This window comes from Vibrio sp. B1REV9 (genome assembly GCF_905175395.2).
Classification (GTDB): Bacteria; Pseudomonadota; Gammaproteobacteria; order Enterobacterales; family Vibrionaceae; genus Vibrio; species Vibrio alfacsensis.
The window spans coordinates 1,673,379-1,692,474 of the sequence record NZ_HG992745.1; the positions used below are offsets into that span (position 1 = coordinate 1,673,379).

Here is a 19,096-nt window from a genome sequence, read left to right on the forward strand (position 1 = left end):
TCCTACCGTAAGTTTCTACGTGTTATTTAAATAGAGTTTGTAATTCTACTCTGACTTGTTGGTGCAAAGGGTCGGTATGCCATTTTTGATGTTGTATTAAATCTATATTGACCTGCCATGCTAGTTTTGTAAATTCGTCGTTAATTTTTACAAGTGTGTTAGGTGCATGCGAGACCAAGTGTTCGGGAAGGAACGTCCACCCAAACCCATTATTCGCTAGTTCTGATAAAATAAAGTAGTTGTCAGCGTACCAGATGTCGGGGCTCACGGCCTGATTCAGGCCGCTGACGTATTTATTTTTTGAACGAATAACAAGCTGACGATGTTGTTTCAGTTCATCAATATGACTGACTTTTTGGTTAGCAAGTGGATGATCTACAGAGACATAGACATCAAACCCAATATGACCCAAATTTGAAAAATCAATGTTCCTTGGTGTTTGTAAGTCGCTGAGAATGATACCTGTTGTCGCGCGTTCTGTGTTGACTAAGTCAATGATGTCTGGGCTTGAGGCTGTGAGGCACTCCACTTGAAGGTCAGGGAATTTAAGCTCTAAATTTTTAAGAACTTGAGGCAAACCCGTTAAGGGGATCCCCTCGTCAACTGCGAGGACAAGTTTAGTCTCTGATGGTGAAAATAGCTGAGCGGCTTTGTTGTTTAACCGATCAAGCTGACTGAGTGTTGCGAGCGCATAGGGAACGAGCTCTTGGCCTTGTGTCGTTAATTTTGGATAGCGGCCAGATCGGTCAAATAGATCAACGCCGCAATCGAGTTCCATATTCATGATGTGCTGGCTAATCACTGATTGTGCTTTGCCCAATTGTCGAGCCGCAGCAGAAAATGAACCTGCCTCGGACGTGGCCACAAACGCTTGTAATTGTTCAATCGTAAACATATCGTTTAAACCGATGGTATCTAACTTTTACTTATCTTAATGATAGATAAAATGGTGGCTATTGAGTAGAGCTATTTAGGTAAAAATCATGACTCGTAACGAACGTATCTTTCACGCAATCCTATTTGAACTGATCGCTTTGGCAATCATCATACCTGTTACATCTCTAATTACAGGGAAAGGTTCGAGTGATTTAGCTGTCGTTGGTATTGGGTTGAGCTTGTACACCGTCGTGTGGAATTACATCTACAACTTGTACTTTGATAGATGGTTTGGGTCTAATCGTGAAGAACGAAGTTTAGGAATGCGAATTGGACATACCATTGGTTTTGAAGGTGGCTTAATCTTCATTACGATTCCAGTGATTGCATGGTTCCTGCAAATCACGTTGTTGCAAGCACTTGCACTGGAAGCTGGGTTCTTAGTCTTTTTCTTGTTCTATGCTACAGGGTTTAACTGGGCATATGACAAACTGCAACCATTTGGGAAAATGAGAAACTTAATGGCTTAATATAAGTGATTGATATTGGCACATTGACCAAGTGGATTTTAAAAAGCCCCCAAAGAAAAATTTCTTTGGGGGCTTTATCATTACGAGAACGATGCAGTATTCCGACAATGATTGTTATGCTGGGATACTATCAAGCAGAAAGAACACGAAGAATCTTGTCGGCATGTTCTGCGATCTCAATGCCTTCATCGGTTAAATATCCGCCATCGGGTTGTGTGCATAGACTTTTTGCATAAAGGCGAGTGACCGCTGCTTGCATCTCTTGTGATGCGTCTGTATGAACCTTAATACCAGTAGCTGCACTGCTTAAATCAAATTGAAGAAGTAGGTTCAGTTCTGCGATATGGTCAGCTGAAAATTTCATAGATAATTCCTTTGCACTTTTTTATCCAAGCTAGTCGGAAAACAGAGGTAGGGCAATACAAAATCGCGAGAAGTGTTAACTACCGCGCTATCACAGTGCTGTTCCGCAGAAACTTTGTTCGATAGTAAACGTTTGAAACGCAATAATAGGGGCGGAGAACCAATGCTGAAAAAAGGAATAATAGGCTTAGCGCACGACAGGGTTGTCAACATGAGGCAGGATGAGTGCGAATTGTCTACAGAACGGTTCAGATCGAAATTTACTAACTAGCACTATTTGGTGATGAGAGGAGGCCGAAATTATAGTTATTTTTTATTGATTGAGTTCTCACCACCAACATTTTTTGTAAACATTAAAATTAGCCCTTGAAAAAGTCAGGAAATGGAGCGATTATCCGCGCCTCCTTAATTGTTTCCAATTGTTACACTTTTATGAACTTCAATCAGTTTGATTCACTCTTACCACCTCAGGCTGCTGAACGTGCGGCTGAAGTTGGTGTTGGCAAGGCGACTAAAGCGCCAATGAAGTCTTTCTTGCTGGCTATCTCAGCAGGTATTCATATTGGTATCGCTTTCATCTTTTATACCACGGTGACAACAGGCGCCGGTGACATCCCTTGGGGTATTACTCGTTTGATTGGTGGCTTGGCATTTAGCTTGGGTCTTATTCTTGTTGTGGTTACTGGCGGTGAGCTGTTTACAAGCTCGGTCTTGACGCTTGTTGCGAGAGCAAGTGGTAAGATTTCATGGAAAGCGTTAGTTAAAAACTGGTTTGTTGTTTACTTTGGTAACCTAGTTGGTGCAGTTCTGCTAGTAGGGTGTATGTTGGTGACCAAACAATATATGTTTGATGGCGGCCAGGTGGGCTTAAATGCCATGGCGATTTCACAACATAAATTGCATCACGGTTTTTTCCAAGCGGTCGCACTTGGCATTATGTGTAACGTACTCGTGTGTATTGCGGTCTGGATGACATTTAGCGGCCGCACGTTAACAGACAAAATCGCAGTAATGATTCTTCCTGTGGCGATGTTTGTATCTGCAGGTTTTGAGCACTGTATTGCGAACATGTTCCAAGTGCCTATGGCTATCGGTATTAAATACTTCGCACCGGAATCATTTTGGCAAATGACTGGGGCTAATATTGCAGATTATGCAGACCTGAATATGATTGGCTTTATTGTGAATAACCTAATCCCTGTAACTATTGGCAACATCATCGGTGGCGGTGTGTTTGTTGGTATGTGGTACTGGATGATTTACCTTCGTGATGAAGACAAGCATTTGAAATAATGCGGTAGAGGCAAGCTTAAGGGCTTGCCTTTTTTATATCGAAAAATCAGTGAGTTCATTGTTGCTTGTGGGAAAGAGGTGTTCGTGGGAAAGAGACGACCGCACTAACTTGCTATCACGTTGTACTTTTCACCTACTGTGAATGAGTTTTGGTGGGTCACAGTAACTCTTCGTTAGCCTTTAACTCACTTGGTTGCCAAAGTGACGTCACTTCTTTGGGCTCTTCCATTAACCAATTTAACGGGTTCTCTACGACAACGTCGTCACATTTCTCTTGCATAGTTAACATATCCATACCAAGCACAATTAATTCTTGAAAACACTCTAGGGCAAGGTTGTGTCAAAAGGATGAATAAGATATGACCATTTTAAGTGTTGGTGAGTCTTAAGGTGACGAGCTTATGGTGCTTGTTGCTTATCGCTTTTGGAGGTTATCCACATTTTCTGTGGATAACCTAGCTCAAAGATCGTGAGTATCTTTTAGGGCAAAAAAAATTACACAAAATTAAGTGCTTACGAGTTCTTTTATTGGGTGTTTTTTGAACGTTTTTCCGGGGTAAATTTGACGGTAATACGCCCTTCTTTTGTTTGTACACAGCGTAAAGTCAATTCTAAAGTCAACGCAACAGACACACTAAGCATAACAAAAATCGCCAGCATAATGACGAGCTGATATTTGATTGCGATCATTGGACTCGCGCCACCGAGAATTTGCCCTGTCATCATGCCGGGTAAGGTGACTAATCCGGTTGTAGCCATGGATGCAAGGATAGGAGCTAAGGATTTACGCAGTGCTTCTTGAACAAACGGAAATGAGGCGTATTTAGGAGAAGCACCAAGAGAGATCGCAGCTTCGTATTCGGGTTTTCTTTGTTCGAATGCGGTAAACAGGTTTTGTAGTGCGACGATATTACTGCTCAGACTATTACCAAGTAGCATGCCGGCCAATGGGATCATGTACTGCGCGTTATAAAATGGTTGCGGCTTGACTAGACCAAATGAAATAGCAGCAAGTAGTGGAAATAGGCTGCATGTGAGCCCTGCGATAAGGGGGAGTATGAGCGCATTTTGGGGTAAGTTCGCTTTGTTGACGATAGCGCTCGCACCAACAACAATCATGATGACAAGCCACGCTACGTTGATCATAAAACTGTTTAGTTGGAACAAATATTCAAGATAGAGACCCACCAAAAACAGTTGGATTGTCATCCGAATAACACTGACAACGGAATCTTTGGCAAGTCCAAGTTTGTAATGCATGTTGATGAATAATGGTATGCAGAGAATCAAGCTAAATATCGCCAAATCTAACCAATTAATATCTACAACTTGATTCATGTATTTACTCCTGAAATTGTCAGGATGATTCTAACGAATTGCGTTCATTTTATGAACGATAGAGTCTAACTTTCCGCCAATCTTAAGTCGGGTAAAGAACTGACATTTTTGTGCATTTGCTTAACAATTAGTTCACAATACGCTGTATTTAGTCGAAAAATAAACAATTTAGTGGCACGAAAAAACCCAATAAAATGTGAAATGTGTTGATGTTTTGTTGTATGATTTACAACTTCGCAAAAGACTTATTTTTATACATCTATTAATATTTGTTAATAAAAACTAGCAATCAAACACAAGTTTGGATGAGCTCAAAAAAGTGTGGAATAACAACGTCTGAAGCGGCGGAATTAATTGAACCTTACCGTTAGTATGGTCTAACATTTTCTAATAGAGATTGTAAAAACTTAAGCTTGGTAATACAGGCTATTCAATAACACTAGATACAAAATAGGCAAATGTATGAGTGATGTTAACAAAATTGAGAGTGGTGAAAAACGCTCACTGGAGTGGAAATCTTTCCTCTTCATTGCAGTTGTTCTCTTCCCAATTCTGAGTGTGGCTTTCGTAGGTGGCTACGGATTTATTGTTTGGGCACTTCAAGTGTTCTTCTTTGGTCCTCCTGGTGCGCATGGCATGTAAGCCAGTGAGCTCACAACCACACTTTTGAAAAGATTTTAAGAGAGCAAATAATGAAATCATTGATTATTAAACTGTGGCGCACAATGACGCGCCCGGCAGTTCATATCAGCCTTGGTGTGCTGACTATGGGCGGTTTCATCGCTGGCGTTATTTTCTGGGGCGGTTTTAACACTGCACTAGAAGCAACAAACACAGAAGAATTCTGTATCAGCTGTCATACAATGCGCGACAATGTTTACGTCGAATTACAAGATACAGTTCACTGGAAAAACCACTCTGGTGTTCGTGCTACTTGTCCTGACTGTCACGTTCCACATAACTGGACAGATAAGATCGCTCGTAAAATGCAAGCATCTAAAGAAGTATTTGCACAAGTATTTGGTAACTACGATGAACCTGGTGTTTTCGAAGAGCGCCGTATCGAGCTTGCTAAACACGAATGGGATCGTTTCTCTGCAAACAAATCTCTAGAGTGTAAAAACTGTCACAACTACGACTCTATGGATTTCGAGCAAATGTCTCCAACAGCTCGTATCCAAATGAAACAAGCAGCGGAAAAAGATCAGAGCTGTGTTGACTGTCACAAAGGTATCGCGCACAACCTACCAGCTGGTATGGATAGCATCGGCGGTATTGTTGGCGACCTAGAAGCGCTTGCTTCAAACACCAATTATGATGTTGGTCAAACACTTGTGAGTGTTCGTCACCTACCAATCTACTTCGACGATAAAGGCGAGAAAGAAGCGGGTCTTCTTAACCCAGCGTCTAGCGTAAAAGTGATTGCAGACAAAGGCGACTACGCAGAAATCGAAATTGACGGCTGGCGTAAAGCGAAAGGCTTTGGTCGTGTAATCCAGGCTGATTTTGGTAAGAACATCGCAGTGGCATCTCTTCTTAAGGAAGCATCAACAGACAGCAATGTTGTGACTGCTGGTGAGAAGAAAGTTGACGAACTAACTGGTCTTCCATGGGAAAAAGTGGCAGCGAAAGTATGGATCAAGAAAGAGTCTATGCTAAACGACATCACGCCTGTATGGGAAAAATCAGCTGAAGCATACAAAACTAACTGTTCAGTATGTCACACGCAACCTGCTGAAGCGCACTTTGATGCGAACACTTGGCCAGGTATGTTTGACGGTATGCTTGCATTCGTTAACCTAGACACAGACAGCGAAGCATTGATTCTGAAGTATCTACAAATGCACTCTTCAGATTTCGCTGAAGGTCACCACTAATAAGCGTCGGATTGGAGTAATTATAAATGGCTATTACACGAAGAAGTTTTCTTAAAGGTGTAGCAACCACAAGTGCAGCGTCAGTTATCGGTCCAAGCTTATTGGCTTCAGCATCTGCAAGCGCAGCTGAGTCTACTGGTACTTGGAAAGTAACAGGTTCACACTGGGGCGCGTTTCGCGCCCACATCTACGCGGGTAAAGTTCAAGAGATCAAACCGCTAGAACTTGACAAGAACCCAACAGACATGTTGAACGGCATCAAGGGCATCATCTACAGCCCATCACGTGTTCGTTACCCAATGGTTCGTCTAGATTGGTTGAAGAAGCACAAATACAGCGCTGAGACGCGCGGTAACAACCGTTTCATCCGTGTAACTTGGGATGAAGCTCTAGACCTGTTCTACCGTGAGCTAGAGCGTGTTCAGAAAGAATACGGTCCATGGGCTCTGCACGCGGGTCAAACTGGTTGGAACCAAACTGGTGCGTTCAACAACTGTACGGCACACATGCAACGTGCTGTAGGTATGCACGGTAACTTCATCACTAAAGTAGGTGACTACTCGACGGGTGCAGGTCAAACCATCATGCCTTACGTACTTGGTTCAACAGAAGTTTATGCACAAGGTACGTCTTGGTCAGAAATTCTAGAGAACTCAGACAACATCATTCTTTGGGCAAACGACCCAGTGAAAAACCTACAAGTAGGTTGGAACTGTGAAACGCACGAATCTTTCAACTACCTAGCGCAGTTGAAGGAAAAAGTAGCGAAAGGCGAGATCAATGTTCTTTCTGTAGACCCAGTTAAGAACAAGACTCAACGTTACCTAGAGAACGATCACCTATATATTAACCCGCTAACAGACGTAGCATTCATGCTTGCTGTCGCGCACGTGCTGTACAACGAAGACCTGTACGACAAGAAGTTCATTGAAACTTACTGTCTAGGTTTCGAAGATTTCATCAAGTACGTTCAAGGTGAAACGAAAGATAAAGTTGTTAAGACACCTGAGTGGGCTGCACCTATCTGTGGCGTGAAAGCGGACAAGATTCGTGAATTCGCACGCATGCTAGTGAACGGTCGTACACAGATCCTTATGGGTTGGTGTATCCAACGTCAAGAGCACGGTGAGCAGCCATACTGGGCAGCAGCAGTAGTTGCAGCAATGGTTGGTCAAATCGGTCTACCTGGCGGTGGTATCTCTTACGGTCACCACTACTCAAGTATCGGTGTACCTTCAACTGGTTTCGCGGGCCCTGGTGGTTTCCCTCGTAACCTAGATACAGGTATGAAGCCGAAGTGGGACAACAATGACTTTAACGGCTACAGCCGTACTATCCCTGTTGCTCGTTGGATCGACTGTCTGCTAGAACCAGGCAAAGAGATCAACTACAACGGTGGTAAAGTTAAGCTTCCAGACTTCAAGATGATGGTGATCTCGGGTTGTAACCCATGGCACCACCACCAAGATCGTAACCGTATGAAGCGAGCATTCCAGAAGCTACAAACAGTAGTAACGATTGAGTTCGCTTGGACGGCAACGTGTCGTTTCTCTGATATCGTGCTTCCAGCATGTACTCAGTGGGAACGTAACGATATCGACGTATACGGTTCTTACTCGAACAAAGGTCTGATTGCTATGCATCGCCTAGTGGACCCATTGTTCCAATCTAAGCCAGACTTCCAAATCATGAGTGAACTGACTCAACGCTTTGGTCGTCGCGACGAGTACACTCGTGGCATGAGCGAGATGGAATGGATCCAAAGCCTTTACAACGATTGTAAGAAAGCGAACGAAGGTAAGTTCGAAATGCCAGAATTCGCAGAGTTCTGGGAACAGAGCGTACTAGACTTCGGTGAAGGTAAACCTTGGGTTCGTCACGCTGACTTCCGTCAAGATCCAGAAATCAACCCACTGGGTACACCTTCTGGTTTTATCGAGATTACTTCTCGTAAGATCGGCCGTTACGGTTACGAACACTGTCAAGAACACCCAATGTGGTTCGAAAAATCAGAACGTTCACACGGTGGTCCTGGCTCAGATAAACACCCGTACTGGCTACAGTCTTGCCACCCAGACAAGCGTCTGCACTCACAGATGTGTGAATCTGATGACTTCCGTGCAACTTACACGGTTCAAGGTCGTGAGCCTGTTTACATCAACCCGCTAGATGCTAAAGAAAAAGGCATCAAAGATGGTGACTTAGTTCGCGTATTTAACGACCGTGGTCAACTTCTTGCTGGTGCTGTGCTTACTGACAGCTACCCACGTGGTGTTGTGCGTATCGAAGAAGGTGCGTGGTATGGTCCTCTAAACGAGAAAGTAGGTGCAATCTGTACTTTCGGTGATCCTAACACACTAACTCAAGATATCGGTTCTTCTGAGCTAGCACAGGCGACTTCTGCGAACACATGTATCGTAGACTTTGAGAAATTCACTGGTAAAGTTCCACCAGTGACTTCATTCGGTGGTCCAATCGAAGTTGCTTAATTAGGCATACTAAGCTTTAAATCAAATACCAGCCCTCAGGCTGGTATTTTTTTTGACCAAAATTTCAGTGAGCATTCTCTCAATGCTCATTTTATTTAGTTGAGCTGGATGTGGTTTCGTGACGCTGATAACGAATTGGGAGAGAGAAGCAAACGATAATAGGAGAGACAATACAAAAATAATCAAGTGAGTAGGTTCTCAATGGCTCAAATCATTCAACTGGCCAATCACACTGAACTCTCAGTGCGTGATAACGATCTTCAATTTGAGATCGTTAGCAATCAAGTGCATTTTTCGTTTGCAGGGGTACATAACAAAACATTTACTGATCGTGAAGTCCTTTTTGAAATGCCTTTTTTATATGAGCAAGGGGCGACCGTAATTGGTGATGGTTTTCAAATGCTTGCTCAAACCTCCGGGACTATTTCTCAACCGGTCGATATTGGCCGCTGTCCGGACAATAACCCATCGTATCGAATCTATCCTGAAAACAGCCCGAAGCGTTACTACAACTATTTGGTGATCGAAGATTCCTCAGGTTATACCTTATTTGGATTTACTTCTTGTCGTCGTTTTGCTGGCTATTTTGACGTCGTTCAGCATGGGGAGCATTGGCTTCTATCTGCTTCTATTGATGGCGAAGAAACTCAAGTTTCGGATTGGGTGCACAATACACTTGAATCGGTAACGGTCCTGCGCGGTGACTCTTTGTCTGATCTTTATAAGCAATACAGCGAGATGATTGCAGAGCATCATCCTGCGCGTAGTGGTGTTCTTAAAGATGCTCCTATTGGTTGGTGTTCATGGTACGCATACTATGCGGAAGTCACCGAAGATAACATTCTCGAGAATGTTGAGTGCATGCAAGATAAGCTATCAGATTTAGAATGGGTACTTCTTGATGACGGTTACCAAGCGTTCATGGGGGATTGGCTTACTCCGTCAGACAAATTCTCTGGTGGCGTGAAAGAGCTGATTCATAACATTCGTGCTAAAGGGAAAAAACCTGCTATTTGGATGGCACCTTTTATTGCACAACCAGAATCTGAGATCTTCAAAAAACACCCAGAGTGGTTCGTACGTCATGAAGACGGAAGTTTGTTGAAAGCCGAAGATGTGACTTATGGAGGATGGCGATGCACACCTTGGTACATTCTCGATACTTCCAACCCTGAAGTACAAGATCATTTAGCCCATGTTGTTAGTGTCATGCGTCAAGATTGGGGTGTCGAGCTATTCAAACTAGATGCCAACTACTGGGGCACGCTAAAAGGCAAGCGCAGCCAATCGGGTATTACCGGTGTTGAAGCCTATAGAATGGGTATGGAAGCGATAGCTAAAGGCGCAGGAGATGCGTGGCTGCTAGGCTGTAATGCTCCAATGTGGCCATCGTTGGGTTTAGTCGATGCCATGCGTGTTTCGGATGATGTGGAACGTCATAGCCATCGCTTTGAACAGATCGCGAAAGAAACATTCTTCCGCAGTTGGCAGCATCGCAATTTATGGCAGATCGACCCAGACTGCGCGACGTTTACTTCGTTACCGAACCAAGCAGCGTCGCGTGAAGATTATCAGTTCCATCGCAATGTGTTGCTTGCTTGTGGTGGTTTGCTTCTCTCTGGCGACCCTTTGCCTGAAATAACACCATTTGCGAGTAAAACGTTGTCGAAGTTAATGCTTCGTCAGCACAGAAATCAAGCGGCAGCAAAATTTACAGCGCTTAGTCTCAACCATGCATTTCTGTCTTTGACGAACAAAAATGATCTGCACTGTTTGTTTAATTTTGCCAATGATGATGCGACAGAGTTCACGCTGACAGCTGATCAACCAACAGATTGGTATGACTACTGGACCGGAGAAAAACTCAACCAAGACCCGTGCCAGCTGTTGCTTGTTAGCTTAGATAAAGGGCTCAATGCGAAAGCGATTGTCACCGCATAATTTGTGTAATGGAAAATTGAAGAGCCTCTATCGAGGCTCTTTTTGTATCCGAACGCGATTCAATTTAAATATCAGTGTTCAAATAGGAAGAAGTAACCATAGCCGACAATCAGTGCTGGTACTGCTGAATAGATAGTTGCAATGACTGCTGCTTTTGGAGCCATTGCGATGACAGGGAAGAGGGCGTCACCATCATTAGAAATTGCATTGGATAATTGAGCAGACATCGGCACTGCACCCGAAAGGTACAAACTGGTGACTAAAATTTGTGGACCACAGCCGGGTAGCAGACCGACAGCCAAACCAATAAGTGGCATCCAAATTCCCCAGCCAGAGAACGCGAGCTCAAAATTTAAGCCAGAGAAATAAGTTGTTAACTCAAAGCCTAAAAATGCCAAAATAACCCAAGCGCTCACAAAGTTGGTGTCTTGCGCTGCTTTTTGAATGGGATGAGAGCTTATGATTTTATCGTCTTCTGATACTGTTGATTGGTAATCACCCAAATCTTTAGTCATCGCCCATAAAAACATTGCGACGACAGCAAATATTGCCCCTAGCCATTCTATGTTGTTTTCTTTCAGTCCCAACAGTGGGTTCAAATCTACTTGGAACGAACCTAGTACGGCAATGATGCTCGCAGGTATGAGTAGCCATTTCCAGAATGTACCTTGGAGGTTGATAGCGCTTTGTTCCATTGGGGTATGTGTATCCCCGTGGCTATTGCAACATGGAGCCTGAGTTGGTTCTTCTTTTTGTTTTGGACGCAAAAAATCATCGGCATGCAATGCATTAACGACCCATCCAGATATTGCACCAACGACAACGCCTAATCCAATCACACCCAACCCTGTTGCCGGTTTAGCGGCAAGTAAAAGGAAAGCCGCATCACCCATTGTGGAGGTCAACACTGCGACAATCGCCCCAAAACCGACACGGCTACTGATAAATTGAGTAGAGACAACGATCGCCCCGCCGCAACCGGGTAGTGCGCCAAGGAGTGCAGCAAACAAAACCTGATGATTACGTGAACGGTGATAGAGCGTGGTCAATCGATTGCTCTTCGACATGAAGTTCGCAAGGTAATGGTAGATAGCCAGTGTTGCAGCAACATAACAAGAAACCGCCCAGAAAGAATCAGATAGGGTAGCGACGGTGATCGTTCTCGTCGTTTCATTTACTAAGAGTGCGAGCAGTGCGATAGGCAATAATAACCGTCTATAAGCCAGACGAAACTGAGTGGGCTGCAGAAACTGATGCGCTGAGTTAAGAATCGTGGTCATGTTCATAGATGGCTCAAATGCAAATGGGAATAATTCTCATTGTATGTAATTGAGAATTATTCGCAATACTCGATAACCACTTTTCTGCGTGTCAATTTATCTCAAATCAGGTAAAGTATCGGCCTTTGTGAGCAAACTCGTTTCCAAGGTGTCATTCAATACGAAATTCACCTCATTCGGAAGCGTATCAAATTGACTTGAATAGGAAGAAACATGATTCTAGTTGTAGGTCATAAGAACCCAGACAGTGACAGCATTTGTAGTGCACTAGTTGCAACTGAACTTCTAAAGGCGCGTGGCGTTGAAGCAATGCCAATCCGCCAAGGCGAAATCAACCGCGAAACCAAGCACATCCTTGATGTTGCTGGCGCAGAAGTTCCTGAACTTCGCACTTCAGTAGCGGGTGAAACTGTTTGGCTAGTAGACTACTCAGATCTAGCGCAAGCACCTGACGACATTGCTGAAGCAGAAGTTGCTGGAATTGTTGACCACCACCGTCTAGGTGACGTGATGACAGTAAACCCAATGGAAGCATGGATCTGGCCTGTTGGTTGTACTAACACAGTGCTGTTCAACATGTTCAAGATTGAAGGTCACGAGATCAAGCCTCAAATCGCTAAGCTAATGATGTCAGCGATTCTTTCTGACACAGTAGGTTTCGCTTCTCCAACTTGTACTCAAAAGGACAAAGATGCAGTAGCTGAGCTAGCAACAATCGCAGATGTACAAGATGTTGACGCATTTACTAAAGATCTTCTAATCGCTAAGACAAACATCGAAGGTCTATCTGCAGCTGAACTTGTTGAAAAAGACCTTAAAGGTTACCCATTCAACGGTCGTGATGTAGTAGTAGGTCAGGTTGAACTTGCAACTCTAGAGCAAGTTGACGGTATGATCGAAGCACTAGAAGCGGATCTAGAAGCTCGTTGTGCGAACGACAACCTAGCATTTGCTGCAGTTATGCTAACCGACATCACTACAGCGCAAACTCGTCTTCTTTACAAAGGTGAGTGGGCTGAGAAACTTGTTAAGCATGAGCAAGATGGCATGCTAATGATGGAAAATACACTAAGCCGTAAGAAGCAAGGCTGGCCTTGGCTTCAAACTGAGCTTGCGTAATTTCTGCATTACGAGCATATACTGTAAATGCCCGCCATCAGGTGGGCATTTTTCTATGGGAAACAGGAGACAAACATGTCTGAAACATTAACCCAAGAGCAAATGGACACGATCAACCGCTACAATGAAGAACAGCGTTTGAAATACTGTGTAAAAGAGATCGTAGCGAATAACAAAGTGTGGATTCTAAAAGATGAACACGGCTGTGTTATGCTAAACACCGAAGATGACGACTGTGTTCCAGTATGGCCAAATGAGGAATTCGCACAGCAATGGGCGACGGGTGACTGGGAAGAGTGTGAGCCGGAAGCAATCTCTTTGAACAAATGGCACAGTCGCTGGACGTCAGGCCTAGAGGACGATGAGTTGTCTGTTGTGGTTTTCCCAAACCAGAATGAAGAGGGTGTGGTTTTGTTTCCAGATGAGTTTGATTTCGAACTGCGTAAACAAGTAAGCCGTCGTTAATTACAGCTCACTATGCTCAATCGAAAAAATTAAAGCCTGCTTCAGATAGCAGGCTTTTTCATTTCGAAAATTCGTCGTATTTGTTCAGACTTATGATTTTATCAGCTAAGAGCTAAGAGCTAAGAGCTAAGAGTTTAGTCGCTTATGAACCTAACGCTTCGAACATTAGTGGTTTGGTGCCTTATAAAAATGACTCTCTACTAATCGCTGCGTAATAGCATGCTGTGGATTGGTCAGCACTTGGTTCGTATCTCCAGATTCTACGACCTCGCCCTCATGCATCACCATTACCTTATCCGTTATGTGCTTTACAATTCCGATATGCTGAGACACGTAAACAAAAGACAAGCCCATCTCTTCTTGGAGTTCTAAGAACAAGTTGATGATCTGCGAGCGCATTGCCATGTCTAGACCGTTTAAAGCCTCATCGGCCACGATGATAGAAGGCTGTAGAATTAACGCACGAGCAAGGCACACACGCTGTTTTTGACCGGCAGCAAGCATCTGTGGATAGAAGTAGGCATGCTCTGGCAATAAACCGACACGTAGTAATGTATCTTTTACGCGTTTCATTCGTGCATCGGGTGGCATGTTTGTATTTCGCTTTAGAGGTCCCTCTAAAATACGGCCAATTTGAATACGAGGGTTCAGCGAAGTATTCGGATCTTGAAAGATCATACGAATCAACTTACAACGAGTTGAATAATCTTTGTGTTCAAGTCGCTCGCCATTTACACGAATTTCACCGGAACTTGGTTCAACCACACCAGCTAACATGCGGGCTAAGGTAGACTTACCTGAGCCATTTTGGCCAATAAAACCGATAGTTTGGCCGGGCTCGAGTGTAAAGCTAACCGGCTTGACCGCTTCTTTTACTTTTCGTTTAAACAAGCCTGAGCGCGTAACAAACTGCTTCGATAGGTTATCGACTTCTAGTAGCGCACTCATGAATGTTTCTCCGTGTTCAATGGGAAGTGGCAGCTGAATTTATGGTTTTTAATTCGTCTTGTATGCGGTATTTCGACACACTGCCTTTGAGCGTAGGGACAGCGAGGCCCTAATCGACATCCAATAGGTAAGTGTTGCAACGGGGGAATTGACCCTGGAAGCGAATGTAATTTTTGCTTGTGCGGAATCCAATCATTGAAGTCAGGCATCGCTTGAAGTAGCGCAGCAGTATATGGGTGCTTTGGCGCTGCGACAATTTTCGCAGTATCAGCGGATTCTACTGACTGTCCACAATACATTACCGTGATTCGATTTGCCCATTGGGTAATGGTGGTCAAGTCGTGTCCAATCAACACGATGGTGGTGTTATTGATCTGGTTCATACGACTTAATAAACGCAGTATTTGTGACTGTGTAATCGGGTCAAGATCGTTAGTCGGTTCATCGGCAATCAAGATTTTTGGCTTGGTTGCAATCGCCATCGCGATCATGACTTTTTGACATTCACCATCAGTCAGCTCGTATGGGTAACTCCCCATTAAGCGTTTGTGATCTTTAATCCCGACTTTGTGGAGCAGGGCGATTGCCTGCTTCTTACGCCATTTAAAGCGCTCCCACCATTTCCCTTCAAAAGAGCGTGATGGAATCGACTCGATCAGCTGTCTACCAACTTCTTCTGATGGATCTAAACAGGTAGAGGGTTCTTGGAATATCATCGCGATATCACGAGCTATCACGCGGCGGCGTTCTTTTGGCGTTAGCTGCAGTAAGTCAATGTTACCAAGGCGCATTCGGTCTGCGGTTACTTTCCAGTTGTCCTTACATACGCCCACAATGGCTTTTGCAACTAAGCTCTTACCTGATCCAGATTCACCCACGAGGCCACGGATCTCCCCCTCGTTTAGAGTAATACTCATCCGGTCTACTGCTTTAACCAATCCTGATGGTGTTTCAATTTCAATGGTCAAATGTCGAATATCTAATAACGGCATTATTCGATCCCCGCATTGAGTGCTTGGCGTACACCTTCACCCACTAAGTTTAGAACAACAACAGTGAACATAATGGTAAGGCCGGGCAAAGTCACGGTCCAAGGTGCAATGTATATCAACTCTACGGAATCACCGAGAATCGCGCCCCATTCGGTACTTGGTGCTTGAGCTCCTAAACCTAAGAAACCAAGGGCAGTAATATCTAAAATCGCTACAGACAGAGCGAGAGTAATCTCAGCCGCCACAACGGTTAGCACATTTGGCAGAATAGAATTCCACAGCAAGTAGAAGTCATTCGCCCCATCGAGGCGGGCAGCCATGATGTAGTCTTTTTCGACTTCTGTATGCACCGCAATGTAAACAGAACGAATAAAGCGTGGGATAAGCGCAAGACAGATAGCAAGCAAAATGTTGAATTCGCCAAAGCCAAGAAAGGCAACAAAAATGATGGCCAGTAACAAAGACGGAATAGCCATAACGGTGTCGAGTAGGTGGTTTAGGGTACTTGAAAGCAGCCCTTTCGTCATTCCTGCGAGGACACCAATGAAGCAACCTATTAGAGCAGAGATTGCTGTAATGATAACGGCGGCACCAAACGTAAGTTGAGACCCTGAGATTAAACGAGAGAGAATATCTCGCCCAAGATCATCTGTCCCTAAGAAATAGTCAACACTGCCTGCAGGCGCCCATGATGGCGGCACAAGTAGTTCACCTGACTGTGCTTGTGGGTCATAGGGTGTTAAAACCGGCGCTAACAGCGTGACGATAATGATCAGACCAAGGCACCATAGCCCAAACATCGCTAAGCTATTGGCACGAAAACTGCGCCAAAACCGCTCAAACTGCGTTGGAATGCGCTCTTCCTGGTAAATGTTATCTGTTAGCATACCATTCCTTTCTCACCAGAGGGTTAATCATGGCACCAATCAAATCTGAGAAGATATTGGCGGTTAGAACAAGGGTTGCCAATACCATGACACCCGCTTGAATAGATGCATAATCTTGATTTCCAAGTGCATCTAATAGCCAACGACCTATGCCTGGCCAGTTGAAAATTGATTCAGTGATGATCGCAAGCGTAATCATGCTCGAGAGTTGCACCCCTACCTTTGGAATGATTGGAGGTATCGCGTTACGAAGTACATGTTGAGTCACGATTTCTCGATTAGATAAACCTTTGATGCGTGCCGCACGAATGTAGTTTTGGCTCATGACTTCAGCAACCGATGCGCGCATAAGGCCAATGACTTGTGTCGTTGGTGTGAGAGCCAATACCAAACACGGTAAAATCATGTGCTCGATAACACTTTGTAAGGCATGTGCGCGATATTCACCTTTAGACAAAAAAGCATCGATGATGGCAAAGCCTGTCACGTGATCGATTTCATAAAGCAAGTCATAGCGGCCAGCAACGGGAAATACATGATATTGCAGTGAAAATACCATGATCAGCATTAATGCTACCCAGAAGATCGGCGCAGAGTAGCCAGACATTGAAATAAAAGAAATGCTGGTATCTAACCATTTCCCTTGCTTCATGCCTGCAATTGTCCCAAGGGGGATACCAATAAGTAGCGACACTAAAAATGCAAAAAAGCACAACTCGAGCGTAGCCGGAAAGACAACGGCCAGTTCATCGTAAATAGGAATGCCACTTTTGGTTAAGCCAAAGTTTAACGTGGATAGTTCAACCAAATAGCTTTGCCAGCCAGACCAAAATTCCACGTTGGCCCAGTGAGACGTAGGATCTAAACGCAGTAGTGAGAAGCCCACTAAAGTGAGAATCATCAAGGTGATGAAAAATAAATTAAAGCGTCGAATAGTGTACCAAAACATCAGTGAATTCTCTCAACGTTATCAAATGGTTGCGCGTTGAACGGGCTAGATTTAAAACCGGTCAGTGACTTATTATGCACACGAAATTGAACGCCATGGGCTAATGGAATAACAGGAAATTCCTCATTAAGAATGTTTTGAGCTTGGCGATACAAATTTAAGCGATAGCGAGGCTCTTGAGTCTCTAAAGCAAGATCAAGCAAGAAATCGAAATCTTCGTTACACCACATGGATACATTCAAACCAACACGTTCAGATTCACAAGAAAGAAGCGGTCTGAAGAAATTGTCGGGATCGCCGGTATCGCCAATCCACCCCGTCAGTAATAAGTCGATACTGTTGATAGAGTCGAGTTGAGTTCGGTCAAAACGGTCATTAGTTAAAATCTCAAGCTTCACCCCAATATCAGCGAAGCTTGCTTGAATCAATTCAGCGGTTTTGCGCGGGCTTGGGTCAAAGGCGCGCGGCTCTAGAGGAACCCACATCGTTAGGTTCAATCCTTTTTCAAATCCAGCTTCTCGCAACAAGGCGATCGCATAGTTCCTGTCATAGCGAATTTTTACACTGTCTTTTTGGTAAGCCCAAGAGTTCGGAGGTAAGAGAGTATAGGCTTGCGTACCGGTTCCGTAATAAACCGAATCGAGGATATTTTGGCGGTTGATAGCTAAATTCAAGGCTTGGCGAACACGCACATCACTTAGCGCAGGGTGATCGGTATTGATGGCGATAAATGAGACATTATTTGCAGGTGTAGCATCAATCTCAAGCTGCTCACTCTCTTGAATAATCGGGATCTGGCTAGAAATAGGTGATGCCAGAACGTCACACTCATTCTTAGCAACTTAGCTAAGGTGCCAGTGCCTCGATGAGAGATATCGAAGACAACCTGTTTCATTTTTGCTTGTGTGTTCCAATAGGCCGGATGACGCTCTAAACGGATCAAATCATTTGGTTGATATTCTTTGAGTTGAAACGGTCCAGAACCAATAGGAAACTGGTCAATTAAAGCCTTTTCGTCATGAGTAATTAACTCATTACCATATTCTTTAGATAAAATAACCGCGTGGCTAGTGGCAATATTGGCCAGAAATGCAAAGTTTGGCTGAGAAAGAACGAACTTCACGGTTTGATCATCAAGTGCAATCACATCCTGCACCAGATTTTGGAAGTCCAAACCGGCAAACCATGGATAAAAACCACCACCGATATCGTGATACGGATGGTTTACATCAATGATTCGCTTAAAGCTGAACACAACATCTTGTGCATTGAGTGGACGAGTAGGGGTGAACCAAGGAGTGGTCTGGAACGAAACGCCGTCCTTAATTTTAAAAGTGTACTCAGTACCAGCATCATTCACAGTCCAGCTTTCAGCAATGCTAGCAACGGGTTGATGAGATTCAGGATTGAGGGTGAGTAGCGTGTCATACAACTGAGGACTCAGTGCTTCTGCTGTAATGCCGCTGTCTACGAGCTGAGGATTAAACGTACTTGGTTTACCATGCCCACAAAAAACAAATCGATTTTCACGAACGTCTTGATGGTCTATGTCTTCACCGCAGGCGGTGAGTAAGCCGATACCGAGTAGGCCTAGCGATAGTCTTAAAAAAGCTTTCATCATATGGAATGGTCATTGGATCTTGCTTGTTTCTTTTGATCGTTCAAAAGAGTGACAAGCGAAAATGATCCCGCTAATTTATCACCTTTGTGAACACGCTCCAAACATAAAATCGTTACAATGCAGAGTAT

General features: G+C 44.1%; 17 protein-coding genes and 1 pseudogene. 8 read left to right on the forward strand and 10 right to left on the reverse strand.

Going from position 1 to position 19,096, the window contains the following annotated elements:
* Nucleotides 1-22: 22 nt before the first annotated feature.
* Entirely contained in the window at nucleotides 23-895 is an 873-nt protein-coding gene (locus KHN78_RS13230; protein WP_211916374.1) for a LysR family transcriptional regulator, read from the reverse strand.
* 88 nt (nucleotides 896-983) lie between these two features.
* On the opposite strand from KHN78_RS13230, the gene KHN78_RS13235 reads away from it, so the two are divergent.
* Nucleotides 984-1,406: a PACE efflux transporter gene (locus KHN78_RS13235; RefSeq protein WP_128810645.1), complete on the forward strand. Its 423-nt coding sequence runs from the start codon at nucleotides 984-986 to the stop codon at nucleotides 1,404-1,406.
* Between the two features lie 130 nt (nucleotides 1,407-1,536).
* On the opposite strand, the gene KHN78_RS13240 is transcribed toward KHN78_RS13235, so the two are convergent.
* Nucleotides 1,537-1,770: a TIGR02647 family protein gene (locus KHN78_RS13240; protein ID WP_128810646.1), complete on the reverse strand. Its 234-nt coding sequence runs from the start codon at nucleotides 1,768-1,770 to the stop codon at nucleotides 1,537-1,539.
* Between the two features lie 431 nt (nucleotides 1,771-2,201).
* On the opposite strand from KHN78_RS13240, the gene focA reads away from it, so the two are divergent.
* On the forward strand, nucleotides 2,202-3,062 hold the full coding sequence (focA, locus tag KHN78_RS13245; protein WP_128810647.1) for a formate transporter FocA: 861 nt from the start codon (nucleotides 2,202-2,204) through the stop codon (nucleotides 3,060-3,062).
* A gap of 157 nt (nucleotides 3,063-3,219) precedes the next feature.
* Here the strand turns inward: focA and KHN78_RS13250 are convergent, their stop codons facing one another.
* Nucleotides 3,220-3,357 (reverse strand): hypothetical protein, encoded by a 138-nt coding sequence (locus KHN78_RS13250; protein ID WP_211916375.1) that lies wholly within the window; start codon nucleotides 3,355-3,357, stop codon nucleotides 3,220-3,222.
* Between the two features lie 230 nt (nucleotides 3,358-3,587).
* Nucleotides 3,588-4,400 carry an ABC transporter permease gene (locus tag KHN78_RS13255; protein ID WP_211916376.1) on the reverse strand — a complete coding sequence of 271 codons (813 nt, stop codon included), beginning with the start codon at nucleotides 4,398-4,400 and terminating at the stop codon, nucleotides 3,588-3,590.
* Between the two features lie 462 nt (nucleotides 4,401-4,862).
* Here KHN78_RS13255 and torE point away from each other — a divergent pair, with 462 nt between their 5' ends.
* The 4 genes from torE to KHN78_RS13275 all read left to right on the forward strand — a co-directional run bounded on the left by torE (nucleotide 4,863) and on the right by KHN78_RS13275 (nucleotide 10,707).
* Nucleotides 4,863-5,042: a trimethylamine N-oxide reductase system protein TorE gene (torE, locus tag KHN78_RS13260; protein WP_005450728.1), complete on the forward strand. Its 180-nt coding sequence runs from the start codon at nucleotides 4,863-4,865 to the stop codon at nucleotides 5,040-5,042.
* A gap of 50 nt (nucleotides 5,043-5,092) precedes the next feature.
* Complete coding sequence (torC, locus tag KHN78_RS13265) at nucleotides 5,093-6,277, forward strand: pentaheme c-type cytochrome TorC (protein ID WP_211916377.1); 1,185 nt, start codon at nucleotides 5,093-5,095, stop codon at nucleotides 6,275-6,277.
* Between the two features lie 26 nt (nucleotides 6,278-6,303).
* Nucleotides 6,304-8,766: a trimethylamine-N-oxide reductase TorA gene (torA, locus tag KHN78_RS13270; protein ID WP_211916378.1), complete on the forward strand. Its 2,463-nt coding sequence runs from the start codon at nucleotides 6,304-6,306 to the stop codon at nucleotides 8,764-8,766.
* A 201-nt stretch (nucleotides 8,767-8,967) separates the two neighbouring features.
* A complete protein-coding gene (locus KHN78_RS13275; protein ID WP_211916379.1) occupies nucleotides 8,968-10,707 on the forward strand; it encodes a glycoside hydrolase family 36 protein in 1,740 nt (579 codons plus the stop codon).
* Nucleotides 10,708-10,778: 71 nt separating this feature from the next.
* Here the strand turns inward: KHN78_RS13275 and KHN78_RS13280 are convergent, their stop codons facing one another.
* Entirely contained in the window at nucleotides 10,779-11,993 is a 1,215-nt protein-coding gene (locus KHN78_RS13280) for a putative manganese transporter (RefSeq protein WP_211916380.1), read from the reverse strand.
* A gap of 207 nt (nucleotides 11,994-12,200) precedes the next feature.
* Here KHN78_RS13280 and KHN78_RS13285 point away from each other — a divergent pair, with 207 nt between their 5' ends.
* Nucleotides 12,201-13,106: a manganese-dependent inorganic pyrophosphatase gene (locus KHN78_RS13285; RefSeq protein WP_211916381.1), complete on the forward strand. Its 906-nt coding sequence runs from the start codon at nucleotides 12,201-12,203 to the stop codon at nucleotides 13,104-13,106.
* A 75-nt stretch (nucleotides 13,107-13,181) separates the two neighbouring features.
* Complete coding sequence (locus tag KHN78_RS13290) at nucleotides 13,182-13,571, forward strand: DUF2750 domain-containing protein (protein WP_211916382.1); 390 nt, start codon at nucleotides 13,182-13,184, stop codon at nucleotides 13,569-13,571.
* A gap of 165 nt (nucleotides 13,572-13,736) precedes the next feature.
* On the opposite strand, the gene KHN78_RS13295 is transcribed toward KHN78_RS13290, so the two are convergent.
* From KHN78_RS13295 to KHN78_RS13315, 5 genes and pseudogenes are all read right to left on the reverse strand, one after another.
* A complete protein-coding gene (locus KHN78_RS13295; protein ID WP_128810653.1) occupies nucleotides 13,737-14,519 on the reverse strand; it encodes an ATP-binding cassette domain-containing protein in 783 nt (260 codons plus the stop codon).
* Entirely contained in the window at nucleotides 14,516-15,511 is a 996-nt protein-coding gene (locus KHN78_RS13300; RefSeq protein ID WP_128810654.1) for an oligopeptide/dipeptide ABC transporter ATP-binding protein, read from the reverse strand. The genes KHN78_RS13295 and KHN78_RS13300 overlap by 4 nt, the downstream gene beginning before the upstream one ends.
* Entirely contained in the window at nucleotides 15,511-16,398 is an 888-nt protein-coding gene (sapC, locus tag KHN78_RS13305; RefSeq protein WP_211916383.1) for a putrescine export ABC transporter permease SapC, read from the reverse strand. The genes KHN78_RS13300 and sapC overlap by 1 nt, the downstream gene beginning before the upstream one ends.
* Complete coding sequence (locus KHN78_RS13310; RefSeq protein ID WP_211916384.1) at nucleotides 16,385-17,347, reverse strand: ABC transporter permease; 963 nt, start codon at nucleotides 17,345-17,347, stop codon at nucleotides 16,385-16,387. The genes sapC and KHN78_RS13310 overlap by 14 nt, the downstream gene beginning before the upstream one ends.
* Nucleotides 17,347-18,968 (reverse strand): annotated as a pseudogene (locus tag KHN78_RS13315) (ABC transporter substrate-binding protein). Before KHN78_RS13315 ends, KHN78_RS13310 begins: the two are co-directional and overlap by 1 nt.
* Nucleotides 18,969-19,096: the final 128 nt, after the last annotated feature.